Here is a 26,979-nt window from a genome sequence, read left to right as displayed (position 1 = left end):
GCCGTCTGAAAATTTTCAGACGGCCTTTTCATCTCTCTATTTATCTGAATATTATCCAAATAAAATTATGATAAAAACGACTATTTATTAAATTATTTCAATAATGATAAGAATAATCAATTATGATATAAATATTAATAATATTTAAAAATTTTATATTTTTTATATAAAAGAGTATTTTAACCTATTATATTAAGTTCTTAACAAAGAGAAACTATGTCTGCTTTTACTCCCAAACCCAAAATAATCATTCTCAGCCTTGCCAGCGCGTTCAGTACATTAACCGTTGCCAATACCATCGAAACCTCAGCTCGACCAGAACAATACCAGGAATTGGATACCGTTGTTGTCAGTGGCAAACGTACCAACGACCAAAAAGGCGCGGACGACGTGTATTACAAAAACGTCTCCAACGCCTATGTCGGCAAAGAATACCTCGAACGCTACCGCGTCCAATCCGCCGGCGACGTGCTCAAAGGCCTAAACGGCGTGTACAACATGAACACCCGCACCGCCGGCGGCGCGATTACGCCCAACATACGCGGCATCACCGGCAAAGGCCGTATCCCCGTAACGCTGGACGGTACGGAGCAGACGGTCGATGTCTGGCTCAACAACTACGGCGTGGGCGACCGCAACTACCTCGACCCCGCCCTGTTCCGCAGCATCGCGGTGGAAAAAAGCCCGGCCCTCACGCGCGGCGTGAAATCGGGCGTCGGCGGCGCGATGTCTATCCGCACCATCGAACCTTCCGACATCATCCCCGAAGGGAGAAACTGGGGAATCGAAGTCAAAACCGAGTTTTCCGGCAACACCGTGGCGCAGAAAAACGACCTGCGCCAATTCTTAGGCCGCGACTACCGCACTCTCTCGCCCATAGGCGCGACGGCGGACGGGGTATCGGGTATGCCCGATGTATTGACCGGCTATACCGGCAAACCTTCCCCCACCGCCCTGTTGTTGGACGAAGGCATCGCGGGTACCAAGTATGCGGGCGGCAAAAGCCACACCAACTTCAAAGACGACAGGCAGCTGATGTTGTCCGCCGCCTTCAAAACCGACATTACAGACGGCCTTGCCGCATACAGCCACCGCCAAAAAGGCAACTACTACGCGGGCAAACGCGGTTATCAGAGCTACCTCAACAACCCCATTTACGGTGCAGATGCCTGTTACGACCAGTATCCCGACAAATCGCCACGGGAAAAAGACATACTCTGCAAATCTTCCGCCAGCCTGGTGCCGAATATGGCCGTCCTGTTCAGGCCGGGCGAAGAAATCATGAACAGCCACACCGACACCAAAACCCTGCTGCTGAAAAACAACTGGTATCTGCCGGGCAACCAAAAAATCAGCCTGCAATATATGGACAACAAAATCGGCTTCGGCGAAATCAACCCCCTGATAACGGCATGGATACTCGGTTTCGCCGAACAATCCCTAGACGAACCTGCGCAGCAGGCACCGGGCATAGGGACGAAAATCGACAGCAAAACCTACAAAATCGGCTACGAATGGAAGCCGCAAAACAACAAATGGATAGATTTTCAGGCCGATATGTGGCGGGTGAAGACCGACAGCAACCGCCATCAGAGCGGCGGCCCCGTCGTCGGCGTCATTACGCCCGACTATGAGTACGACCTTTGGTATTGGTGCAACATACGCAAACAGCCCTCACCTAACCTGCGGGGGGAAAGCTGCGAAAGCGCGATGACGTCGAACACCTACGGTTCGGCGCGAACCCATGAAGAAGTGCTGCGCATGATAGAAGACACGCCCGACAAAATCGCCCGCAAGCTGGCAGAATACGATGAAAACAACCGTGCGATTACTGACCGCTGGATGGGGCATACGGGCGGCTACTACGCCATCACGCCCGCCGATAAAAATGTGATGACCGACCAGACCAACCATCTGGGCAGGCTGATGAACCTGGCCGAACTGAAGCAAAAGCTGAATCAGGAACGCTACTACATCGAACATCCCGACCGTATCATCGTTCCCGGTGCGCGGCAGCGTACCGACGTCGTCCGCAACGGCTTCAACCTCAGCAACCGCTTCCGCCTTTCCGACAAACTCAGCCTCACCCTCGCCGCCGACTACCAGCGCGAAACACTGGAAGAACGCACCGATACCGCCGACAGCAATGATTTGATGAATACTTTCGGCGTACTGACTCGCATGGCGGCCTTGGGCGGCCCGCAGTCGGCGAAAAAGCGCGAATGGGGCGCGAACCTGGTCTTCGACTGGAAACCGACTTCCCGCCTGAACATACAGGCGGGCGTGCGCTATCAGAACTTTAAAGGACGCAATATCGAACTGGCGCGGCAGCGTGCCGCACGCAACCCCTGGTATCAGTATGGCCTGGGTTCGGACAGCTATGTTACCGGCCTGATGATGCCGTATTTTGAATTGGCGGATGAAGAAGATATTGCCAACCAAAAGCGAATGTTGCAGCTTTATAACCCTGATAGAATCGGAGGACAGGTTGCAGAATATCAAGACCTTAACCGCCGTTTTAAGGAAAAAAACGGTTACGATTTTGATCCGCATGATACTCTCGTTGATCAGGAAACACGCTTGTATGCCAAACCAAATGGACAGCTTGTTGAATATACACATGGCGATAAAAATACCGATGTGCTATATGTCCTACGCCGCAAACAGATTATCCCAATTGTTTCGGGAAAATTCGACAACAGCAAAGTACAGCTTGCTCCCGAGAAATACCGCGAAATGGTAAATAATCCGCAAGGCAAGGGCGGCAGCCACCGCCGCTATATTCCGGGGGCGAATTTACATATTGCTCCCGGACAGATTACCGAATCGCAAGCACTGGCCAATACAAATCAGACACCACCGGAAGACGATAATGATTTTGCTAGAGACCGGTTAGCTCATCCACACAACCTTGCTTGGGTCAGGCATCAATTCGGCGAAGCCGACCGCTGGCGCATACCGCAGGAGCAACGCGCGCATTCCTGGTCGCCCATGCTGGCGGTCAGCTACGATCTTGCCGACAACCACCGCCTCTTTGCCCGTTATGCCCGCATGAGCCGCTTCCCCAGCCTGTATGAATTGACCGGAGTCAGCAGCAACGCCCTACTCCGCAGGGAAGTTGTTGCCGAATACGACCTAAAACCCGAAAAAAGCACCAACTGGGAAGTCGGCTACAATTTCAATTTCGCCCCGCATTTCACCAAGCTGCGCCAAGGCGACCTCCGCCTCACCTACTACAGCAATAAAATCAAAAACCAAATCGACACATCCAATATGGACGGCGGCATGATCCAATACGACAGGGCAGTCAGCAAGGGGGTGGAGCTGCAAAGCCGCCTCGACAGCGGCCGCTTCTTCGCCTCCTTCGGCGGTACTTACCGCTTGAAACACGCGGTTTGCGACAAACAAATCGCCTTCAAATTCGACTATTACCTGCAACGCGTACCCGAATGCCTGGAAGGCGGCTTCGGCCTCAGCCGCTTCTTCCAGTCCCTGCAGCCGAAATATTCGCTTTCCCTTGATGTCGGCACGCGCTTCTTCAACAAAAAACTGGAATTGGGCATGCGCGCCATCCATCACAGCAAGGCGGAGCGGAAAAACTACGACAAGCTGATTGCCGACGGCGCGGGGCAGGTGTATGAGCGCAACGGCAAACCCTACGGCTGGCATGCCGCCACCCTTTTAGATGCCTATGCCCGCTACCGCATAGGGAAACATATAGACTTGAATTTCGGCGTTACTAACCTCGCCAACCGCTATTATCTAGACCCGATGTCCAGCACCCCCGTTCCCGGCCCAGGTAGGACGGTTACCTTCGGCCTAAAAGCGAAATTCTAAAATTTTCAATCAGACCTATTGTCAAAAACAAATTAGTATATATAATATTGATTATCAATATTATTTTTATATGACGGTCTTTTTTCTGCTTTCTGCCGCCATCTATATTTCAAAGATAAGCAGGCTTTTTTCAATTTCTTAGGAGTCTCAACATGAATGTGCGTCAAACCGTCTTAGCCGCCCTTTTGATGGGTGCTTTTGGTTCTGCCTTGGCTGTAGAGAATATATATGGAGAATCAAGTACAAACCGTGTGAAAACTCAAAAATCGGATGCGCTGCCGTTTGGTGCAAACCGTGCCGGTATCAGTATAGACAGCGATGGAAACAACCGTTATTCGAATTCCATCAACCTCGAAGCCGGACCCGCGCAGCGCATCCGCAACAAATACGGCAATACGCCCATCAACGGCGGCAATCAGAACGCCAATGCAAATGGCACGGCCAATCCGAAATACCTGCAACCCGGCGACATCAACCCGATTGCGGGCTGGTTCTCGAAAACCAAACTCGCCCAAGTGTGGTATGAAAAACGTGCCAACAACACCGAAGTGTTCAGCGTACGCCAAATGGCCGACCCAAAGTTACCGATTGCACCGAAATTCGGCGGCATGACCTTTGCCAAAGTGCCGACTGCGGCAACCAACGTCTTCTTCGGCGAATGGGCACCGCGCAAAGGCAACAGCAATCAGATCGCCAACAGCACGGATTTGAATATGAACGACGGCAACCGTACGGTTTGGTTCGTGGGTGAGAATCCGACCAAAAACACCAGAAACTTGGCTGCGGCTACCTATAACGTTGTCGGTATCAACAAGCACACGCCGGGCAAAAACGATTTCTATACCGGTGAAATCAAAGCCACATTCGGTACGGGCGACAAAGGTTCTATGAGCGGCGCACTGAAACGCGCGGGCGATAGGGATTTGAGCTTTAACGGTGTTGAAATTACCAATTCAAAAGGTACATTCAACAGCATCCCAGGCCGCAATAACGAAGGCATTACCGGACAATTCTACGGCAATGGCGCGGCAGCCATGGCAGGCTATGCCAAACGCGGAACTGACAACAACAAAGGCGACGACGTAGCCTTCGGCGGCGCGAAAAAATAACCTTGTCCGCTTACGCGATTAGGGAATGCCGGTGTTTTCGGCGTTTGGCCGTACGTTCCCGCGATCAGGAAAACCGCCGTTTTTTAACCGCAGCCGCAGTAGGCATAAATATACTGCGGCTGACCTGTTTCCGAAGTGCCGTACAAACCTGTATTGCCTTGCGGAATTTCTGTTTTTTACTTCTTTCAGACGGCCTCCCCGCCCCAAAGGACCCCATCACATGACCCACCGCCTCTGCCTGCTTTTCCTGCCGCTCTGTACGGTCTGCTTTGCCGCCCCGTCCGACGATGCCGCAGACGAACGCCGCCGCCTGCTGGACGAGGGCAGCCGCCAAACGCAGCAATATCGAGAAAGTGACTGGCTGGACACGGAACAGGCCCGCGAGAAAGTGGAAGAAAACGACGGCTATATTTCGATAGATGGTGAAATCTACCAAGTCGGCGATACGGCGGAAGAACTGGAAAGTGCGATTTACCACGCCCTCAACGCGCGGCAGTGGTACAAGGTGCGACAGTTTGCCGCCCGCTACGCCAAACTGCCGCAGCACAAACCTGCGCTGATTTATTTGGCCGATGCACTGCAAAAACGGGCCGAAGGGGATTCTCGCGCGGCGGAGAACAGTTTTCAGACGGCCTTGGAAGCCGAACCCGACAACCCCCGCCTGCTGCTCGAAGCGGGGCGGTTTTATGCCGAAGACAACCAAAACAAAGAGTCCGCCGCCGCATTTGAAAAAGTTCTGAAAACAGATATTCCTGCTGAAACCCGCCCCATCGTGGAAAACTACCTGTCCGAACTGGGCAAACGCCGCCGCTGGCACGGCCAAATCGGTCTAGGCTACGGCTACAACAGCAATGTAAACCAAGGCAACGGCATCAACCAATGCGTGTGGGAAATCGCGGGCATGTGCCTGATGGAGCGCACCCTGCCTGCGCCAACGGATTCGACCTTCTTATCCTATAGCGCGACCGCCGAAAAAACCGTCCCGCTCAAAGGGCATCACGGTGTACAGGTGCGCAGTGTGCTGTACGGCAACCGCTACACGGAAAAAGACAAAGATTCGGCGGCCATGCCGGATTACGGCTATCACAACGGTTCGCTGTACGCGGGATACGCCTATGCCGACGCACGCTCCTCATTTTCCCTGCTGCCCTATTTCGAATACGACTTCCGCAACCGCCACACCCACTACCGCGCATGGGGTGTGGATGCCGACTGGTCGCGCACACTCTCCCCGCGCTGGCGTGTCAATGCCCGTGCCGGAGCGAAAAAGACCGGATACGGCGGACAAAGCAAAGATTATTTTGCAGACTACAAACAATACGAACTGGGCGCGGGGGCGGAATTTTCCATCACGCCGAAAAGCGGTCTGTTCGCCAACTTTGATGCAACACGCAAAGCCTATCCCGAAAAATCTTCTTCCAGCAAGGAATATACAACACGGCTGGGAGCGTATAGTTTTTTTTCAAGCGGTACTTACCTCAACGCCATCCTGCTTCACCGCCGCAGTCTTTATGACGCGGCAAATTTTGTCAGCGACAACAGACGGCGGCGCGACAATCAATACATAATGATAGCCGTTGTGGGCTTTCCGCAGTGGAACCTTAAAGGCGTGTACCCTGAGTTTCGTTTCAGACGCTCAATCTCCCATAGCAATACAGCACATTACCGCTACCGTCAGAATGAATGGCTACTAAATTTTAAATATCGATTTTAAAATTGAATCATTTAGAAATACGCTAAAACAGCGATACAACCATACTGTTTTACTCCTTTCTATATCATGCCGTCTGAAAAAGCCGATACACCTTTCCGATGTATCGGCTTTCGCTATCTGCTCAACGCTTAATTTTTGCCGGGCAGTTCTTTTTCGCTCAATGGTTTGATGTACCAAATATCGCGGCAGTAGTCGGCGATGGAGCGGTCGGATGAGAAGAAGCCCATGTTGGCGATGTTGATCAAGGCTGATTTGCGCCATGCGGATACGTTGCGGTAGTGTTCGTCCGCTTTGTATTGCGTGTCGATGTAACTGCGGAAATCGGCCATCAGTTGATAGAAGTCGCCGTATGGTTGCAACACGTCGTTGTAGCGGTTTGGCTCTTCCGGAGAGAAAGTGCCTTGGCTGATTTGGTTGACGACGCGGCGCAGGTCGCTGTCTCGTTCGATATAGCTCAATGGGTCGTAACCGTTGCGGCGGAGTTCTTCGACTTGTTCTACGGTGTTACCGAAGATAAAGCAGTTGTCCGCGCCGACTTTTTCCAAAATCTCGACGTTCGCGCCGTCCAGCGTACCCATGCAGAGCGCGCCGTTGAGGGCGAATTTCATGTTGCTGGTGCCGGATGCTTCCGTACCCGCCAGTGAGATTTGTTCGTGCAAATCGGCGGCCGGGATGATGATTTGGGCGAGGCTGACGCTGTAGTTCGGGATGAACACAACTTTAATCAGGTCGCGGATACGGGGGTCGTTGTTGATGACTTTGGCAACATCGTTAATCAGTCGGATGATTTTCTTCGCCATGTAATAAGCAGATGCGGCTTTACCGGCAAAGATGAACACGCGCGGCTGCCAATCGAAATCCGGGTTTTCCAAGATTTTGTTATAACGGTCGACAATGTGCATCACGTTCAATGCTTGACGTTTGTACTCGTGGATACGTTTGATTTGGATGTCGAAAAGTGCATCGGTATTAACCTTGATGCCCAGCTCGGTTTCGATGTATTTAGCAAGGCGCTCTTTGGCGGCTTTTTTCACTGCGCCGAACTCTGCCTGTACGGAGGCATCGTCCACTTTGTCGTTGAGCTTGGTCAGGTTATCCAAATGCAGGCGCCAGTCTTCGTTGCCCAGATGTTTGTCCAAGAATTTGGTCAGGCCCGGGTTGGCGATGTTAATCCAGCGGCGCGGGGTTACGCCGTTGGTTACATTGGTAAAGCGTTCTGGGAATACTTTGGCGAAGTCGGCAAAGATGGATGTGGTCATCAAATCGGAGTGGATTTTGGCCACGCCGTTGACTTTGTGCGAACCGATCACGGCAAGCCATGCCATGCGGACGCGACGGCCGTGGGTTTCGTCGATGATGGATACGCGACGGACAAAGTCGTCGTCGAAGTTACCGATGGCGCGTAAGGCATTGAGGAAGTAGGCGTTGATTTCAAAGATGATGTCCAAGTGGCGTGGCAGCAGACGGCCCATCAAATCGACCGGCCAAGTTTCCAAGGCTTCGCTCATCAGTGTGTGGTTGGTGTAAGAGAAAATCTTACAGCACATATTCCATGCTTCGGTCCACGCAATGCCTTCTTCGTCAATCAGGATGCGCATCAATTCTGGAATAGCGAGCACCGGATGGGTGTCGTTCAAATGGATGGCGACTTCGTCCGCCAAAGTGCGGATGCTTGGGAAACGGCATTTGTGACGTGCAACGATGTCTTGAACGGAAGCGGAAACCAAGAAGTATTCTTGCTTCAGGCGCAATTCGCGGCCGGAATCGGTAGAGTCGTTCGGATACAGGACGCGTGAGATGTTTTCATCGCTGTTTTGTGCGCGAACGGCAGAGGCATAGTCGCCTCGGTTGAAGTCGGCAAGGTCAAACAGGTTGCCTGCGTGTGCGGTCCACAAGCGCAATGGGTTGGCACATTCGCCGCCATAGCCCGGAATGATTTCATCGTATGCCCAAGCGGAAATTTCTTCGCTCGGCTGCCATTCTTTTTTGTCGCCCAAGTTCAATACTTGACCGCCGAAACGGACGGAATATTGTTTGTTCGGACGGGCAAATTGCCATGCCAAATCTTGGTCGAGCCACAAATCGGGTTTTTCAACTTGTTGTCCATCCACGATTTCTTGTTTGAACATACCGTATTGGTAACGGATGCCGTAGCCCATGGCCGGAATGCGCAGGGTTGCCAAAGAGTCGAGGAAGCAGGCGGCAAGACGGCCCAAACCGCCGTTACCTAAACCTGGATCTTCTTCTTGTTCGCAGACATCGGCAAATTCTTTGCCCAGTTGCTTGAAGGCTTCTTCAAATTCGGCGTAAACGCCTTCGTTAATCAGCGCGTTGACAAACGAACGGCCGAGCAGGAATTCCATAGACAGGTAATAAACCATGCGTTTGCTGTTGTCGATGTGGGCGCGGCGTGTTTTGAGGAAATCTTCCGCAATCAGGTCACGCGCGGCAAGCATGGCGGCGTTGAGCCATTGGTGTGAAGTTGCCTCCTTCGGATCTACGCCCAAGATGAAAATCAGCTTGTAAACGATGGATTTACGGATGGTTTCGGCGTCCGGTTTAGGCATTACATAATCGTAACCGGAGATGGGGAGTTTTTTCTTAGCCATGGAAGCCTTTCTCTAGCGTGAGGCACTGGACAACGCGCCTGATGGTTTTATTAAAAACAACGAAACTCGGTTTTCAGACGGCCTGACAACAGCAACAGGCCGTCTGAAAGGAATGGTGCGTAGATTTGTTACAAACTAAGGAGATTATAGCGGAAAGATTTAAAAAAAGGATATTTTTTCTTTATAAAACATTTGATTAACAACCAAACCATTAATCATCTTATCGGCATTTTCAATTTATACCACGAAGCCAAAAATGAACAAATACCAATAAAATATCAAAGCGTTAATCAAACAATAGTTTAATTCCCATTTAATTTGTTTTATGCAAAATCCAAATCCCCATGTGCTCAACAACACATTTCCCTGATTCTTCGTAATTTAATTTCTCTGATGGTACGCAAGAAATTTCCCAATTACCTTGAGGCAGGTTAAATAACTGACGACTACGTTTGGCATTTACCAACAGCAGCCACTCGTCGTCCAAAACAATCTGAATCGCCTTACTGCCCCTATTGTGCCAACAATATTCGGTCATTGGGCTGCTATCGGCATTGAGCCATTGCACACGCTCTTTTTCCCACCAACAATCATCTGTCAGCAGCTTGATTTGGCTTCGGACGCGTATCAGCTCTTGAGTGTAATCTTGCAACGCATGGGACTCATTTTGCCAATCCAACCATGTAATTGGATTATCTTGGCAGTAGCTGTTGTTGTTGCCTTGCTGACTGTTGCCGAACTCATCGCCGGCCAACAGCATGGGCGTACCGTTAGATAAAAATAAAGAGGCAAGCAGCGCTTTGGACGTGTATTCACGGTTGAGCAAAATCTCTTCATCATCGGTTTCGCCTTCTACGCCGTGGTTGTAGCTGATGTTTTCATTATGCCCGTCGCGGTTGTTTTCACCATTCGCTTCGTTGTGTTTTTCGTTGTAGCTGACCAAATCGCGCAGAGTGAAGCCGTCATGCGCGGTAATAAAGTTAATGCTGGCAGACGGACGGCGGCCGCTGTGGTTGAAAATATCGGACGACCCGGCCAAGCGTTCGGCAAATGCACCTAAATTACCGCTTTCCCACGACCAAAACGCGCGCATATCATCGCGGAAACGGCCGTTCCATTCGGCAAAAGGTTGTGGGAAATTGCCCAAGTGATAGCCGCCATCGCCGATGTCCCATGCTTCGACAATCAGCTTCAAACCAGCCAAAACCGGGTCTTGATACAAGACTTGGAAAAAGCGGCCGTACGATTGGAAATCGGGTTCACGTCCCAATACGGTTCCCAAGTCGAAACGGAAGCCGTCAACATGAAACTCTTCAGCCCAATAGCGCAGGCTGTCTGCCGCCCAACGGGTAACATCGCGCCGAACGATATTGAGCGTATTGCCGCAACCTGACCAGTTTTCATAGCTGCCGTAAGAGGTGTGCCAATACCATAAAGTGTTATCGATACCGCGCTGACACAGCATCGGGCCTTTGTCGTCCTGCTCTGCCGTGTGGTTGTACACGACATCCAAAATCACTTCCAAGCCCGCCTGATGCAGGGCTTTGACCGCCTGTTTAAACTCCGCCGCCGCACGCTCGGGATTATCGGCATAAGACGGCTCAACGGCAAAATGGGAATAAGTGTTGTAGCCCCAATAATTGCTCAAACCCATCTGCTGAAGATGGTATTCGTCCAGATGATAATGAATCGGCAACAGCTCGACCGTCGTTACCCCCAACTCTTGCAAATAGGCCAAAACCCGTTTATCACTCAAGGCTTTATAAGTGCCTGCGTACTTCAAATCGGGAAACTGCTTGGTAAACCCTTTGACATGGGCTTCATAAATAATAGTTTTGCCCCACGGTATTTCCGGACGGCAATCTTTGGCCCAATTAAATCGGCTGCGTCCGATCACGACGCTTTTCGGCGCAACGGCAGCATTGTCGCGTTCATCTTCCGGCCTGAACCATGCCATTTCTTCGGCGGTACGGTAGCTTGGTTTGCCGTCAATTTTTTTGGAATACGGGTCAATCAGCAATTTGTTGGGATTAAAACATGAGCCGTATTCTGCGTTTTCACGTCCATACACGCGAAAACCGTATCTCTGCCCTGCCTTAACGTCCGGCACAAATCCGTAAAATACCGAACCGCGCCGCGAAGGCATCTCCAAACGGGTTTCTTTATCTTTATCAAACAGACACAATTCGACCTTTTCCGCATTGATGGAAAACAAGGTGAAATTCGCACCCTTACTTGTCAGGGTCGCGCCCATGGGATAAGGCTTGCCTTCCTCGATATGCCATGATTTGGCAGTCATAGAATGATTCCTTGGTATGTATTTGGTTTCGTGTCCAATATAAGGCCGTCTGAAAATCTTTCAGACGGCCTTGAGTCATATTGATATCACTATCTTTTAATTTTCAGCTGATTAGGCAGGCATGATGCTCACCCTTAAAGTTGATTCACGCTTCGTCTTTGACTGCCGCCTGATACAGGTAAACGGTTGCCAACGGCGGTACGGTAACAGACAGGGAATTTGGTTTGCCATGCGACCAAACTTCTTCTGTCTCCACCGTTGCGCCGGCAGAAACGCCGCTACCTTTGTAATGCAGGTCGTCTGAATTAAGGATTTCGCGGTATTTGCCGGCAGAATTCACACCAAATCGATAGCCTTCGCGCACAACTGGCGTGAAGTTGCTGATGACGATAACGCGGTTGCCTTCACGGTCGCGGCGCTCGAAAACGAATACGGAATTGTCGCCGTCATCTGCAACCAACCACTCAAAGCCTTCAGGCCATTGGTCCAATTGGTAAAGCGGCGCGGTGTCTTTATAGACATGGTTCAACTCGCGCACAAAGTCTTGTACGCCTTTGTGCCAACCGCCCTCTTGCTCCAGCAGGAACCAATCCAGTCCTTCGTTGTAGTTCCACTCGCGGCCTTGTGCAAACTCGTTGCCCATAAACAACAATTTTTTGCCGGGGAAGCCGTACATAAAGCCGTAGTAGGCGCGCAGGTTGGCAAATTGTTGCCAGCAGTCGCCGGGCATCCGTCCGAGCAGCGAACGTTTGCCGTGTACGACTTCATCATGTGAAAGTGGCAGGACAAAGTTTTCGCTGTACTGGTACATCATGCCGAAGGTCATTTTATTGTGATGGTATTTGCGGTTGATGGGGTCTTCCATCATGTAACGCAAAGTATCGTTCATCCAGCCCATATTCCATTTGAAGCTGAAGTTCAAACCTTCTTGGCGGGTCACATTGGCAAATGATGTAGATTCTTCGGCGATTTCAGTCGCAGCCGGAACCTCCTCTTTCAACATGGTGTTGGTATCGCGCAGGAAAGCGATGGCTTCAAGGTTTTCATGACCGCCGTATTGGTTCGGAATCCACTCGCCGTCTTTGCGCGAATAGTTGCGGTAAATCATCGAAGCAACCGCGTCAACGCGGATACCGTCAAAGCCGAAACGTTCTATCCAATACAGGGCATTGCCTTGCAGGAAGTTTTTTACTTCGTTTCTGCCGAAGTTGTAAATCAGGGTGTTCCAGTCTTGGTGGTAGCCTTCGCGCGGGTCGGCGTGTTCGTACAGCGCGGTACCGTCGAATTTGGCCAGGCCGTGATCGTCGGTCGGGAAATGGCCGACTACCCAGTCGAGGATAACGCTGATGCCTGCATCGTGCGCGGCTTTAATCAATGCGCGCAATTCTTCCGGCGAACCGAAACGACTGGTCGGCGCATACAAACCGGTTGCCTGATAGCCCCATGAGCCGTCAAACGGATATTCGGAAACAGGCAAAAACTCGATATGGGTAAAGCCCATGTCTTTGACGTATGCCACCAATTCTTTGGCGAGCTCTTCGTAAGTCAGCCAGAAATTGTTTTCCGGATTGCGTTTCCACGAACCCAAATGCACTTCATAAATGCTGATCGGCGCATCAATGGCGTTAGCACGAGCGCGGAAAGCCGGTTCTTCCACTTCGTCAGGCAAACCGCGCACGATAGATGCCGTAGTCGGGCGCAGTTCCGCACCGAAAGCATACGGGTCGGCTTTCTCGCGCACATTGCCGTTGGCATCGCGGATTTCAAATTTGTAAAGGGCATTGAGTTTGACTGCCGGAATAAAGATATCCCAAATGCCGTTGTCGCGGTGGAAACGCATCACATGGCGACGGCCGTCCCAGTTGTTGAACTCGCCGATAACGGAAACGCGTTGTGCATTTGGCGCCCATACGGCAAAGCGTACGCCCTTCACGCCGTCCAACTCGGCAAAATGCGCACCTAAAATCTCATAAGGACGCAGGTGCTTGCCTTCGGCCAACAGCCAGGAATCCATGTCTTGCAACGCAGAGCTGAAATGATAAGGGTCTTCTTCAATCACAGGCTCGGAGTCTTCGGTATAACGGATACTCAAAGCGTAATCGGGCGCATCATCGGGCAAAACAGCCACAAAGAAACCACGTTCATCAATTTTTTCAGACGGCACGATGAGTTCGCCGCTGCGGCGGTTCACAATATCCACACTTACTGCGCCGGGAATCAAAACGCGCACTACTTCATCACCCTCTGCAAGGCGGTGTCGTCCCAAATAAGCGAACAAGTCGCTGTGGGTGGCAAGAAACAGGCTTTCGACCGTATCGCGCTCGATTTGGTCAAGTTCATGATAAGCCTTGATTTGGCTGTTTGTTTTCATGCGTACCTCGTCAATAATGGCAAGTTGGCCGCCCATGAGGCGGTGTTGTGGGAAATCTTCCAAAGAAACCGGCATTTTTTGCGCCCAGTTCGGATAGCCGTCCGTTACGCCGGGGACATTCAAATTGTCAATGACGCCCAGCAGGTTTTCCAGTTGTACGGCGTAAAGCTTGCTGCGGCTCAATGCGCCGTATTTGTGCAAAGCCGCCAGCAAGGTTTCATCGGCTTTTGCCGGCATTTGTACGTCCGCACCCAGACAGCCGGTATATTTCAATTTGTCCAGCAAATCGGCTTTATCGTGTTCGCGCTCGTCCAAGGCCGTCTGAAAAGCGGCTGCATCAGGCAAAGTACCGAGTTTGAACATCGTATCCAAATCTTTGCCTGTCCAATAACCTGCCAGCGGCGCAACATCGTGGGTACTGATGACCGTAATCGCCTGCTCGGGGTATTCTTCAGGTAATTGAAAACCGTTCCAGCCCTTGCTGAAATACATTACTTTGTAAGAGAACACTTGATAGCGGTTGAGCAGATAACGCGCTTGATCGGGTACCGTTCCCAAATCCTCGCCGATGATGACGCAACGGTTACGCTGGCTTTCCAAAGCCAAAATGGCGAAAGTCACTTCGGCGTCGTAATGCACATATGCACCGAAATCCGCTGTTTTATCGTTTAAAACCCACCACAAACGACACAATGCCATCACATGGTCAATCCGCAACACGCCATACAGACGCATGTTTTCGCGCAACAAATGGGCAAACTTTTCATAGCCCGTATGCTTCAACATCGATGGATTAAGCGGCGGCAAATTCCAATTCTGCCCTGTCGGTCCCAAAGGATCGGGCGGCGCACCGACCGATACGTCCATACAATAATCTTGACGGTTTAACCAAGTATCCGCGCTGCCTCGCGCCACGCCGACCGCCAAATCGCCGTAAATACCGAGTTTGACACCGTATTCGGCAGCGGCTTTGTTGACTTCTTGCAACTGCTCCGCGCAAAGCCATTGCAGCCACAGATAAAAACGGATTTCACGTTCATGGCTGCGCGCGAATTTTTCTACTGCTTCGCCATCAGGCTGATGAAATTCAGACGGCCATGACTGCCAACCCACTTGTCCAGGGCAGCTGTAATACTGGTTCAAAGCCTCAAACAAACCGAAGCCTTGCAAAGCCTTGCCTTTTTCTAATACAAATGCTTCAAATGCAGCGCGTTCATTTGCCGCAGCTACGCAAGTATCTTGTTCAAACGCGTTAAACGCCATATGCAGCGCATCACGCTTGCATGCCCAAACCGCCGTATAAGTCACCGTTTCCGTAACACGCAAAGCGGCAATGCGCTGACGGATTTTCGGTTGTGCCAGCCAGTTTTTCAGTTGCTCGTTATAAGTAAACGCACCGACTTTCTCGATATCCAAGTAAATCGGATTAAGCCATTCGCGCGAAGAAGGGCTATACGGGCTGGCAAAGGCAGGCTTGCTGGTAAACAAGGCGTGCAAAGGGTTGATACCGACAAAATCCAGCTTTTTCTCCGCCGCATATTTCATCAGGTTCAGCAAATCGGTAAAGTCGCCTATGCCCCAGTTGCGCTCGGAACGCAGGCTGTACAAATGCATGGTCAAACCATTCATCCGACCGCCATTGGCAAGCAGTTTGGGTTGGTAAACCGATTCAGGCGCAACAATCAGGCGTACAAGGAAACATTTGCCGCCGGTATCGGCCGACAACGTGTAATAACCGCAAGCCAGTCGGGGCAGCTTAATCCAAAGCGTATCGTTGTCGCCCGGATATAAAGTCAAGCTCTGGCACTCATCCGCCTCATCAATCAATACGACCGCTTCCGCACCATGAAATTCAGACGGCATCTGTAAAGATTCTTCGCCGTTTTCATGCGCGACCATCGTATTCAGATAAAGGCCGTATGAATCCGGTTTGCTTTTGTCCAAAACAGCAACGATCGATTCCAAAACTTCAGGTTTGGTCGCATGATATATACCGTTGATGTCGTGGTAGCCTAAATCAATACCGGCCTCTACAGCCTGCCGCTCCAATGTTTCACTCATTGCACTCTGCCTGTTTTACCAATATCTGAATCTTAATACAGATTGTGTCGCACCGTTATATGTAATTTATTGTAGTCTCTAACAAAATCCATATTTCCCTGTTTGATTTGACCTGCGCCAAAATTTCCTATTTATCTGTCTTGTAAAAACTTAAAGGCCGTCTGAAAAGGAAGGTTTCATTCCTTTTCAGACGGCCTTTATCATGCTTCAAGCCTAATTAGTGGTGGTGATGACCGTGCGGGCCATGTACGTGACCGTGGGCAATTTCTTCCTCAGTCGCATCGCGCACACCTTCAACAGTCGCTTTGAACAATACTTTCATACCGGCCAAAGGATGGTTACCATCCACTACGGCTTTACCGTCAGCAACATCGGTTACACGATAAATCAATACATCGCCTGTTTCCGGATCATCGGCTTCAAACATCATGCCGACTTCGACTTCACCTTCAACAGGGAATATTCTTGCATCTTCAATACGCACCAGCTCAGGATCTTGCTCGCCGAAGGCATCATCAGGCGACAAAGCCACTTCAACGGTATCGCCTACATTTTTGCCATGCAGCGCTTCTTCCACCAAAGGGAAAATACCGTCATAACCGCCATGCAGGTAAGCAATCGGCTCTTCGGTTTTGTCCAACAGCTGGTTGTTTGCATCGTACATTTCATAATGCAGGGAAACTACGGAATTTTTAACAATAGACATCATGTCGTCCTTAATCAATATTTATAAAGTCAAGTTCAGGCTATTTTATCACAGCTGTAACTAAACAATCGGTTTACCTTAAACAAATACTTTTGGCGAACACAACAAAACCGAAAAAGTCCATATAAAAAACAAAATTGAATGATTCCAATCCATACAAAGTTGCTTTTTCACAACACAAAGTTGCTAAATTACAAAAAATTCCCCAAACGCAAAAACATTCCAAACCCTTAAAGCCAACAACAGTTAAAAATAATCAAATTATTGAATATAAACAACTTTTTAAAAGTTCATTAATTATGAATATTTTTAGATGATTTTTTACCTGCCTCCCTGATTTACATTATTTTCGCTAATTTTGTATTGATTTTAATCCGCAAACGGTTAAGCAACGTTGCATTGGCCCACCCCGTGGGGCATAATAACGAAAATTCAGCAATGAATTTCTACTGTACAGGCCGTTTGACGGCTATTTTTAGTTTAAATGTTTAAATCGATTTAAAAAAGGTCCTCAAAAATGAAAAAATCTCTGTTCGCTGCTGCTTTGTTGTCTTTAGCTTTGGCCGCTTGTGGCGGTGCTGATAAAGCTGCTGAAACTGCTGCTTCTGCTGCTTCTGAAGCCGCTGCTTCTGCTACTGAAGCTGCTGCATCTGCTACTGAAGCCGCTGCATCTGCTACTGAAGCCGCTGCTTCTGCTGCTACCGAAGCTACTGAAGCCGCTGCTTCTGCTACTGAAGCTGCTGCATCTGCTGCTGAAGCCGCTGCTTCTGAAGCTGCTAAATAATATTCTTTTGAATATAAGAAAAGCAGGATACCATTGCGTATCCTGCTTTTTTACATTCTTCATTTTTCCCTTCCCGACTTTTCCGCCTGACTGCCATGTACCTTCACGACCGTTTTGCTGAGTTTCTTTCCGCCTCTGAAATCATCGAAGCCACTCCGGCCTTGTTAAACGACCAACGCCGCCGTTTTGTTTCTTCGCCGGATATTGTCTTACAGCCGAACTCCGTCGAAAGCGTGCAGAAAATCATGCGTTTCTGTTTTGAAAACCGCATCCGAGTAACCCCGCAAGGCGGCAATACCGGATTATGCGGCGCAACGGTAACCAGCGAAGGTGTACTGCTCAACCTCTCCAAGCTCAACCGTATCCGCGATATCAACCTTGCCGACAACAGCATGACGGTTGAAGCAGGCGTGATTTTGCAAAATGCTCAAAAGGCGGCAGCCGAAGCCGAACGACTGTTTCCGCTCAGTCTTGCCAGCGAAGGCTCTTGCCAAATCGGCGGCAATATCGCCTGTAATGCCGGCGGTTTGAATGTCTTGCGTTACGGCAGCATGCGTGATTTGGTATTGGGTTTGGAAGTCGTTTTACCAAACGGCGAACTGGTTTCCCACCTTCAGCCCCTGCACAAAAACACGACCGGCTACGACTTGCGCCATCTTTTTATCGGCAGCGAAGGAACATTGGGCATCATTACCGCCGCCACACTCAAACTCTTTGCCCTGCCCAAAACCAAAGCGACCGCATGGGTAGGTTTAGACGATATTGAATCCGCCGTCTCACTTTTGACTGCGGTGCAAGGCCATTTTGCCGAGCACTTGACCAGCTTCGAGCTGATCAGCCGCTTTGCTCTCGATTTATCTTCGGAATTCAGCCAACTCAAAAAGCCTGCTGATGCGGAATGGCATATTTTGATTGAACTTGCAGACTCTGTTCCCGATGCCGGACTGGATGAAAAGCTTGCCGAATTTCTCTATCAAAACGGATGGGAAAACAGCATTTTGGCGCAATCCGAGCAAGAGCGCTCCGACTTATGGACCTTGCGTGAAAATATTTCCGCTTCCCAACGCAAACTCGGCACCAGTATTAAACACGATATCGCCGTCCCTATCGCCCAAGTGGCCACCTTTGTCCGCCAATGCGCCCCTGCCTTGGAAACCCGCTTTCCCGGCATACAGATTGTCTGCTTCGGACATTTAGGCGACGGCAGCCTGCATTACAATACATTCCTGCCCAACGTATTGAGCAACGAAGCCTACCAATACGAAGACGCCGTCAATACCATTGTTTATGAAAACATTCTTGCCTGCCATGGTACGATTGCCGCAGAACACGGCGTAGGCATCATCAAAAAACATTGGCTGCCCCGTGTGCGTACGCAGGCCGAACTTGTTCTGATGCATTCCATCAAAAATCAGCTTGACCCTTATGGCATTATGAATCCGGACAAACTCCTGCCTTCTTTGGATTAACCAATACGAAAAGGCTGTCTGAAACATTTCAGACGGCCTTTTATCTTATCCAAACTATTTCAATGCCGTTTTCCAGTCCAATCCGCCCAAAGACGGTACCTGTATTACTTCATTGGTATCCAAATTGACCGCTGTCAGCTCTCCGCCCCACAACGCGCCGGTATCCAAAGCAATTACTTGGTCTGTATTAACGTAGCCCAACGACGACCAATGCCCGAACACGGTAATATAATCCAAATTCTGCCTATCAGGTGCTTTAAACCAAGGGCGCAGGTAAAGCGGCATTTTCTTCAAAGTGGATTTATATTCGTAATCCAATTCGCCTTTGTACGTCAGCGCACGCATACGGGTAAAGACATTAACAATCATCCGTAGGCGCTCGTAGCCGGTCAAATCATCCGTCCACGCAGTCGGCTTGTTGCCGTACATTTTGCCAAAAAATTTCCTGTACTTTTTACCTTGCAATTCATCCTCGGCTTCACGGGCAAGGCTTTCGGCTTTATCAACCGACCATTGTGGCAAAATACCGGCATGCACCATCACATGCCTGTTACCGCGCACCAAAAGCGGTTGATGACGCAGCCAGTCCAATAAGGATTGACTCTCGGGATGGGACAAAATCGGCTCAACCGTATCGCTGCGCTTGAGCGTTCCTTCACCGCAACCGACGGCCAAAAGATGCAAATCATGATTGCCCAAAACCATTTGCACGCTGCTGTCATGCTCTTTGGCAAATTTCAGGGTTTCCAAGGACTTCGGGCCGCGATTGACAATATCGCCGACCAGCCAAAGGGTGTCCGTACCATGATTAAAGCCGATTTTGGCAAGCAACAAAGTCAGCTCGTCAAAACAGCCTTGAATGTCTCCGATTGCGTAATGTGCCATTATTATTGTTTTCCGTTGTTATTATTTTCAGACGGCCTCAAGCCCAGCCTAGGCCGTCTGAAAACATCAATTATGCATTTAAAACCAATACTGCTTCTGCTTCAACCTGAACGCCTTTAGGCAGGCTGGCCACGCCAACTGCCGCGCGCGCAGGGAAAGGTTGTTCGATAAATTCAGCCATCACTTCATTGAACACGACAAAGTTGGCCAAATCGGTCAAATAAGCATTGAGTTTGACGATATCGTTCAAAGAACCGCCGGCCGCTTCGGCTACGGCTTGCAGGTTTTTAAATACTTGCACTGCTTCGGCGCGGAAGTTGCCATTGCCGACCACAGTCATCGTGACCGGATCCAAAGGAATCTGACCGCTCATATAAACCGTATCGCCTGCGCGGACTGCTTGGCTGTATGCGCCAATCGCGGCAGGGGCTTTGTCGGTATGAATAATGGTTTTAGACATGATATTCTCCTCAAGTAGAAATGTCAGAATCAGGTGGAAGCTTCGAATTTTACTTTCAACAGAAATACGTTTCAATAAAAGCATTCAATTAATGCGTTTCTCCCATCTTGTTCTTCCCCGATTTTAAACCTACAATCCCACACATTATTCATTTCAAAGCCGAAATTATCATGTTTTTTGTCTTATCCCCAGCCAAAAACCTCAACGAAAAAGACCCCGCCCCCGTAAGCAGCTTTACCCTGCCCGACCTTCTGCCCGAAGCAGAAATCCTGATGCAGGAGTTGCGTCAGCTTGCCCCCCAACAAATCGCCGAGCTGATGCATGTTTCCGACAAAATCGCCCTGCTCAACGCCGAACGCAATGCCGTATGGCACACGCCGTTTACCCCTGAAAACGCCAAACAGGCCGTATTTATGTTCAACGGCGACGTCTATGAAGGCATCGCCGCCAATACGCTCAAACCGGAACAAATCGACTACCTGCAACAACACGTCCGCCTGCTCTCCGGCTTATACGGCGTACTGCGCCCGCTCGACTTGATGCAACCCTACCGCTTGGAAATGGGCACAGCCTTTGCCAACTCACGCGGCAAAAACCTCTACGAATTTTGGGGCGATAAAATCACCGACCTACTCAACCAAACGCTGAAGCAGGCCGATAGCGACGTTTTAATCAACCTCGCCTCACAAGAATATTTCAAATCTGTCAACACCAAAAAACTCAACGCACGCCTGATTACACCGATTTTCAAAGACGAGAAAAACGGCAAATACAAAATCATCAGCTTCTACGCCAAACGTGCGCGCGGTTTGATGGTGCGCTACGCGGCAGAACACGGCATTACCGAGCCTGAAATGCTCAAAAATTTCGACTACGAGGGCTATTCATTCAATGAAGCAGCTTCAAACGAAGCCGAATGGATATTCATGCGTGAAGAACAATCCAAATAAAAACAGAATCCTAGATATTTTTTCTAAAATACCTCTTGATAAAGACCGTAAGTTCCATTAATATTACGGCTTCAAGAATGGAAGCGTGGCAGAGCGGTTTAATGCAACGGTCTTGAAAACCGTCGAGGGTTGATAGCCCTCCGTGAGTTCGAATCTCACCGCTTCCGCCATTCTTAATATTTTTTTATCTAGTGAAAATGAAATGCGAGACTTGATGATTCAAGTCTTTTTTATTTTCAAATCCAAAGAATCCCGTAAAGGCCGTCTGAAACTTTCTATAACATAGTTTCAGACGGCCTAATACCTTTGAAATCCCCCAAATCCCTAAAGCCCCACCCAGACATTTAAGAATTTGGGGGAATTTTCAAAGGTATTTACTTTTCTAATCTTTGCCGTCAAGGGTATCGGCCTACCTATCACCAATGCAGAATTTTTGCTCGACCATGGAGGGGCGTTTTCTATGCAGACGCGATCGTGCATTTTGCCTTAGAGCCATGTGCCGCCGTATCGTTTGCAGTAGGGTTGCTGCATATTCCAAGATGTTGCCACAGAGTACTGCCGTTGCTTTCATCTTGAGAAGGTCGCGGTAAACGGCATTATGATGGGGTGTCATTCGATGATGGTGTGGTGGTAGGACAGGTCTTGAATGTGGTATCGTTCTTCTTGGGTCAGTTGCGTGTCGCTCATGGTAATCTTTCTTATAGGAAAGGCCGTATATTGCTGCATCCAAACTTTTCCATTATAGAAAGTTTGCCCTTCAAATCCGTTACTACTGGCCTCTATTTATCATTATTTAATCGCTACAAGGATATTTAAATGAAACGGGAAACCATTGCCCTGCATGCAGGCTATCAATCCGAACCAACTACCAAATCCGCTGCTGTCCCCATTTACCAAACCACTTCCTACACTTTCGACAACACGCAACACGGCGCAGACTTGTTCAATCTTGATGTAGCGGGCAATATCTACACCCGTATGATGAATCCGACCACTGCCGTTTTGGAAGAACGCGTTGCCCGTTTGGAAGGCGGTATCGCCGCATTGGCTGTCGCCAGCGGTATGGCGGCAATTACCTATGCCGTTCAAACCTTGGTTGAAGCAGGCGACAACATCATCGCAACCAAAACGCTCTACGGCGGCACTTACAATTTCTTTGCCCACAGCCTGCCGCGCCAAGGCATAGAAGTACGCTTTATCGATCCGGCCAAACCCGAAGAAATTGCTGCCAATACCGACAGCCGCACCAAACTGGTGTATTGCGAATCTATCGGCAATCCCGCCATCAATGTCGTTGATATTCCAGCATTCGCACAAGCCGCGCACGCTCAAGGGCTGCCACTGATGGTGGACAACACCGTTGCTACGCCCACATTGTTCCGCCCGATCGAGCACGGTGCCGACATTGTTATCCAATCCTTGACCAAATACATCGGCGGTCACGGTACAACGATTGGCGGTGCCATTATCGACGGCGGCAAATTCCAATGGGCAGGCAATCCGCGCTTTGAAAAAACTTTCAATCAGCCTGATCCGTCTTACCACGGCATAAACTACTGCGAACATTTTGGTGCAGCCGCCTACATTGCCCGCGCTCGCGTCGTCCCATTGCGTAATACCGGTGCCGCCCTGTCTCCGCACAGCGCATTTTTACTGCTTCAAGGTTTGGAAACCCTCGCCCTGCGTATGGAACGTCATTGCGAAAACGCCCTAAAAGTAGCCGAATTCTTAAAGAAACATCCGCGGGTCGAATGGGTGAACTATCCTGCACTGCCTGACAGTCCGTATAAAGCTTTGATTGACCGCGACTACGGCGAAAAAGCCTCAGGTTTGCTGAGTTTTGGTATTAAAGGCGGCCGTGAAGCCGGCGCGAAATTCATTGACGCACTGCAACTCTTCCTGCGTTTGGTGAATATCGGCGATGCCAAATCGCTGGCTACCCATCCTGCCACAACGACCCACCGTCAGCTTGACGATGCAGAACTCGCCGCAGCAGGCGTCAGCCCCGACATGGTACGCCTGAGCGTGGGTATCGAGCATATCGACGATTTGCTTGCCGACTTGGCGCAGGCATTGGATGCCGCACAGGCATAGGCAATAGCAACGCTAATTAGATGAAAAAAGCCTCCGCTTAAAAAGGCCGTCTGAAAATTTCTTTTCAGACGGCCTTTTCCTTTTCTACAAATCAAATGCAGCGTTAATCAAACGTTTGGTGTAATCGTTTTGCGGATGGTGGAATATCTGATCCGCGCTGCCGTACTCAACCATTTCGCCCTGCTTCATCACAATCACATTATCGCTGACAGCGCGTACGACAGACAAATCATGACTGATGAACATATAAGTCAGGCCGTATTTCTTCTGCAAGTCGCGCAAAAGTTCGACCACTTTGGATTGCACGGAGCGGTCAAGTGCAGAGGTCGGCTCGTCCAAAAGAATGAATTTCGGGCGCAGGATAACGGCGCGTGCAATAGCGATACGCTGACGCTGGCCACCGGAGAACTCATGCGGATAACGGTTGAGCGCATCAAGCGGCAGGGACACTTCCTTCATGACTTCCAAAACGCGCTGGATACGTTCTTTTTTGGTCATTTCAGGATGGTGAACCGTCAAACCTTCGCCAATAATCTCGCCAACGGTCAGGCGCGGTGAAAGCGAACCGAAGGGGTCTTGGAACACAATTTGCCGTTGCGATTTCAGACGGCGTGCTTCTTCGGCGGTATAGTTTTTCAGGTCTTTGCCTTCAAAGGAAATATGGCCGGTATAAGGCAGCATCTGCATGACGGCTTTGCCCAGTGTGGATTTGCCGGAACCGGACTCGCCGACGACGCCCAATGTTTCGCCTTCTTTAATTTTGAGGCTGATGCCTTTGACGGCGTCAAAGGTTTTGAGCGGTTTGCCAAAAAAGTTTTGCTTCAATACGAAAGAAACATTGACATTATCGGCATCGATTAACACACCGGCGTTGTTTTCTTCCGGCTCTTTCATGCCTTTGGGAATGGCATTGATGAGTTCGGCGGTATATTCGTGTTTCGGATGGGCAAATACTTCTTTGATTTTGCCGCGCTCGACAATTTCGCCGTTACGCATGACGCAGACGGTTTTGGAATAGTGTTCCGCCAAACCCAAATCGTGGGTAATGAAGATAATCGCCATGCCCATTTGCTGTTGCAAATCATGGAGCAAATCGAGAATCTCGGCTTGAATGGTTACATCCAAAGCAGTGGTCGGCTCATCGGCAATCAGCAGGTCAGGTTCATTAATGAGCGCCATGGCAATCATAATGCGTTGCAGCTGGCCGCCGGAAAACTCATGCGGATACTGCTTCATGCGGCGTTCGGCTTCTTTGATGCCCACACGTTCCAGCAATGCCAATGCCTTCTGCCCTGCTTCTTTTTTGCCGAGCTTTTTATTGTGCACACGTGCCGCTTCAATCAGTTGCGTACCGATACGCATAAACGGATTGAGCGAGGTCATCGGTTCTTGGAAAATCACGCTGATGCGGTTGCCGCGCAAATCACGCAGGGTTTTCTCATCGGCATCCAAAATGGAAATGCCGTCAAAAGTAATGCGCGAATCTTTGCTGTATCGGGCAAATTTCTCAGGCAGCAGGCGCATAACGGACATAGATGTTACAGACTTGCCCGAGCCGGATTCGCCGACCAAAGCCAATGTTTCGCCCTCTGCCACTTTAAAGCTGACATTACGCACGGCGTGCACGTTTTTTTCATGCAATTCAAAATTGATGTCCAGATTTTCTACAACCAGTAACTGTTTTGTCATTTTGATTATCCTTTTGGTTGCGGTTTAGCGGTCTTTCGGGTCGAGCGCATCGCGCAGGCCGTCGCCGATAAAGTTGAAACAGAACAAAGTGGTTACCAAGAAGAAACTCGGCACGAGCAGCTGCCATGGTGCAGCTTCCATAGAAATCGCGCCTTCTTGCAACATCGAACCCCAACTGGTCATCGGCTCTTGCACGCCCAAGCCCAAGAAGCTCAAGAAAGATTCAAACATAATCATGCCCGGCACCAGCAAAGAGGCATACACCATCACCACGCCCAAAACATTCGGAATAATGTGGCGCGTCACGATTTTACGTTTTGCCACGCCGCTCACACGCGCCGCTTCGACAAACTCTTTATGCTTCAAGCTCAAGGTTTGACCGCGCACGATACGCGCCACGTCCAACCAAGACACCAAACCCACGGCGGCAAAAATCAAAAGCAAGTTGCGGCCAAAGAACGTGGTCAGCAGAATCACGAAAAACATAAATGGAAACGCGTTCAAAATTTCCAAAAAGCGCATCATCAGCGAATCGAGCTTACCACCGATAAAGCCGGCAATCGCGCCATAAAGCGTACCGATGACAACGGCCACCAATGCGCCGGCCACACCGACCAGCAAGGAAATACGTCCGCCGGTTGCCGCGCGCGACAACAAATCACGGCCGAGTAAGTCCGTACCCAGATAGTGATGGGTAGAAAAGGACGGAGGAATCTGCATATTGTCCCAGTCGGTGAAGTCGTAGGTGTAGCGGACAATCCATGGCGCCACAATCACAAAAATGCTGATCAGCAACAGGATGATAATGCTGTACACCGCCGCTTTGTTCTGTTTAAAACGCCGCCATGCGTCGCTCCACAGGCTTTTGCCGTGTACTTGGGCGTATTCTGCTGCCTCTGCAAGGGCCTGAGTCTGCTTCTTTTTGAATAACATAATGTTCTCTCTCGCTTTTTATTCTTTCTTCAGGCCGTCTGAACGTTTCAGACGGCCTTTGCGCAAATGGGATTAATAACGGATTTTCGGGTCAATAATGGCATACAGAATATCGAGTATGGCGTTGAACAAAATGGTCATGATGCCGACCAAAATCGTCAAACCCAAAATCATGCCGTAGTCGCGGTTGAGCGCGCCGTTGACAAACAATTGTCCGACGCCGGGAATACCGAACACGTTTTCAATCACAATGGAGCCGGTAATGATGCCGACGAATGCCGGGCCTAAGAAAGAAACAATCGGCAACATGGCAGGACGCAACGCATGGCGCAGGATGATGCGGCTCATGGGCAGGCCTTTGGCGCGTGCCGTGCGGATAAAGGGGCTGTTCAATACTTCGATCATCGCGCCGCGCGTAATCCGCGCGATACTGGACACATAACCGATGGACAAAGTAACGACGGGCAGAATCAAATTCATCAGTGCGCCATCGTTCCAGCCGCCTGCAGGCAGCCATTGCAGTCTGACGGCAAACACCAGTACCAATACCGGCGCCATCACAAAACTGGGAACGACGATACCAGTCATCGCACCGCTCATCAGCGAATAATCCAGCCAGCTGTTTTGTTTTAAGGCGGCGATGATGCCGATAAACATGCCGAAGATGGCGGCAATCAAAAAGGCGTAGAAGCCAAGTTCTGCCGATACCGGCAGGGATTGGGCAAGCAACTCATTAACGCTGAAATCTTTATATTTGAACGACGGCCCCAAATCCCCCTGCGCCAACTGCTTGAGGTAGTGGAAATATTGGAGGTACATCGGGTCATTGAGGTGGTATTTGGCTTCGATGTTGGCCATGACCGCAGGCGGCAGATTGCGTTCGCCTGTGAACGGGCTGCCCGGTGCAAGCCGCATCAGGAAAAACGATACGGTAATCAACACCAGCATAGTCGGGATGGAAGCACATATCCGTTTGATGATGAATTTCAACATAATCAGGCTGTCCTGT

Annotated in this window: 16 protein-coding genes, 1 tRNA gene and 1 pseudogene; 8 read left to right on the top strand and 10 right to left on the bottom strand. The window is 50.0% G+C overall.

Features of this window, described 5'->3' with window-relative positions; genetic code table 11:
- Positions 1-216: 216 nt before the first annotated feature.
- The 3 genes from tdfG to LPB400_RS05100 all read left to right on the top strand — a co-directional run bounded on the left by tdfG (position 217) and on the right by LPB400_RS05100 (position 6,660).
- Positions 217-3,837, top strand: a complete 3,621-nt coding sequence (gene tdfG, locus LPB400_RS05110; RefSeq protein ID WP_070461458.1) for a TonB-dependent receptor TdfG — start codon at positions 217-219, stop codon at positions 3,835-3,837.
- A gap of 152 nt (positions 3,838-3,989) precedes the next feature.
- Entirely contained in the window at positions 3,990-4,946 is a 957-nt protein-coding gene (locus LPB400_RS05105) for a Slam-dependent surface lipoprotein (RefSeq protein ID WP_070461457.1), read from the top strand.
- Positions 4,947-5,166: 220 nt separating this feature from the next.
- Complete coding sequence (locus tag LPB400_RS05100; protein WP_219089621.1) at positions 5,167-6,660, top strand: surface lipoprotein assembly modifier; 1,494 nt, start codon at positions 5,167-5,169, stop codon at positions 6,658-6,660.
- A gap of 128 nt (positions 6,661-6,788) precedes the next feature.
- On the opposite strand, the gene LPB400_RS05095 is transcribed toward LPB400_RS05100, so the two are convergent.
- The 4 genes from LPB400_RS05095 to LPB400_RS05080 all read right to left on the bottom strand — a co-directional run bounded on the left by LPB400_RS05095 (position 6,789) and on the right by LPB400_RS05080 (position 16,706).
- Positions 6,789-9,269, bottom strand: coding sequence for a glycogen/starch/alpha-glucan phosphorylase (locus LPB400_RS05095; RefSeq protein ID WP_219089619.1), 2,481 nt, complete (start codon positions 9,267-9,269; stop codon positions 6,789-6,791).
- Positions 9,270-9,582: 313 nt separating this feature from the next.
- Complete coding sequence (gene glgX / locus LPB400_RS05090; protein WP_219089617.1) at positions 9,583-11,568, bottom strand: glycogen debranching protein GlgX; 1,986 nt, start codon at positions 11,566-11,568, stop codon at positions 9,583-9,585.
- A 145-nt stretch (positions 11,569-11,713) separates the two neighbouring features.
- Complete coding sequence (glgB, locus tag LPB400_RS05085) at positions 11,714-16,000, bottom strand: 1,4-alpha-glucan branching protein GlgB (protein WP_219089614.1); 4,287 nt, start codon at positions 15,998-16,000, stop codon at positions 11,714-11,716.
- A gap of 217 nt (positions 16,001-16,217) precedes the next feature.
- Positions 16,218-16,706 (bottom strand): FKBP-type peptidyl-prolyl cis-trans isomerase, encoded by a 489-nt coding sequence (locus LPB400_RS05080; protein WP_219089708.1) that lies wholly within the window; start codon positions 16,704-16,706, stop codon positions 16,218-16,220.
- A gap of 517 nt (positions 16,707-17,223) precedes the next feature.
- Between LPB400_RS05080 and LPB400_RS05075 the strand changes: the two genes are divergently transcribed.
- Both LPB400_RS05075 and LPB400_RS05070 read left to right on the top strand, forming a co-directional pair.
- Positions 17,224-17,490, top strand: coding sequence for a hypothetical protein (locus tag LPB400_RS05075; RefSeq protein WP_219089612.1), 267 nt, complete (start codon positions 17,224-17,226; stop codon positions 17,488-17,490).
- A 95-nt stretch (positions 17,491-17,585) separates the two neighbouring features.
- The gene (locus LPB400_RS05070) at positions 17,586-18,959 is read left to right on the top strand and encodes an FAD-binding oxidoreductase (RefSeq protein WP_219089610.1); all 1,374 of its coding nucleotides are present in this window, start codon (positions 17,586-17,588) and stop codon (positions 18,957-18,959) included.
- A gap of 54 nt (positions 18,960-19,013) precedes the next feature.
- Here LPB400_RS05070 and LPB400_RS05065 read toward each other — a convergent pair whose 3' ends face one another.
- Entirely contained in the window at positions 19,014-19,844 is an 831-nt protein-coding gene (locus tag LPB400_RS05065; protein ID WP_070873857.1) for a symmetrical bis(5'-nucleosyl)-tetraphosphatase, read from the bottom strand.
- 70 nt (positions 19,845-19,914) lie between these two features.
- Positions 19,915-20,304 carry a RidA family protein gene (locus LPB400_RS05060; RefSeq protein ID WP_107792430.1) on the bottom strand — a complete coding sequence of 130 codons (390 nt, stop codon included), beginning with the start codon at positions 20,302-20,304 and terminating at the stop codon, positions 19,915-19,917.
- Positions 20,305-20,474: 170 nt separating this feature from the next.
- Between LPB400_RS05060 and yaaA the strand changes: the two genes are divergently transcribed.
- Entirely contained in the window at positions 20,475-21,254 is a 780-nt protein-coding gene (gene yaaA / locus LPB400_RS05055; RefSeq protein ID WP_107792437.1) for a peroxide stress protein YaaA, read from the top strand.
- 79 nt (positions 21,255-21,333) lie between these two features.
- Positions 21,334-21,424: transfer RNA gene (locus tag LPB400_RS05050), tRNA-Ser, on the top strand.
- A gap of 245 nt (positions 21,425-21,669) precedes the next feature.
- On the opposite strand, the pseudogene LPB400_RS11000 reads toward LPB400_RS05050, so the two are convergent.
- A pseudogene (locus tag LPB400_RS11000) lies at positions 21,670-21,876 on the bottom strand (IS30 family transposase); the annotation flags it as partial.
- Positions 21,877-22,070: 194 nt separating this feature from the next.
- Here LPB400_RS11000 and LPB400_RS05045 point away from each other — a divergent pair.
- Entirely contained in the window at positions 22,071-23,348 is a 1,278-nt protein-coding gene (locus LPB400_RS05045; RefSeq protein WP_107792429.1) for an O-acetylhomoserine aminocarboxypropyltransferase/cysteine synthase family protein, read from the top strand.
- A gap of 84 nt (positions 23,349-23,432) precedes the next feature.
- Here LPB400_RS05045 and LPB400_RS05040 read toward each other — a convergent pair whose 3' ends face one another.
- The 3 genes from LPB400_RS05040 to oppB all read right to left on the bottom strand — a co-directional run bounded on the left by LPB400_RS05040 (position 23,433) and on the right by oppB (position 26,963).
- Positions 23,433-25,037, bottom strand: a complete 1,605-nt coding sequence (locus LPB400_RS05040) for an ABC transporter ATP-binding protein (RefSeq protein ID WP_107792428.1) — start codon at positions 25,035-25,037, stop codon at positions 23,433-23,435.
- A 24-nt stretch (positions 25,038-25,061) separates the two neighbouring features.
- Positions 25,062-25,970, bottom strand: a complete 909-nt coding sequence (oppC, locus tag LPB400_RS05035) for an oligopeptide ABC transporter permease OppC (RefSeq protein ID WP_003683112.1) — start codon at positions 25,968-25,970, stop codon at positions 25,062-25,064.
- Positions 25,971-26,042: 72 nt separating this feature from the next.
- Positions 26,043-26,963, bottom strand: coding sequence for an oligopeptide ABC transporter permease OppB (gene oppB, locus LPB400_RS05030; RefSeq protein WP_036472303.1), 921 nt, complete (start codon positions 26,961-26,963; stop codon positions 26,043-26,045).
- Between the last annotated feature and the right edge of the window lie 16 nt (positions 26,964-26,979).

Source organism: Neisseria perflava (assembly GCF_019334725.1).
Taxonomy (GTDB): domain Bacteria; phylum Pseudomonadota; class Gammaproteobacteria; order Burkholderiales; family Neisseriaceae; genus Neisseria; species Neisseria subflava_A.
Note: the sequence above shows the minus strand (reverse complement) of the source record. Positions and strands in the feature narration are given on the sequence as shown.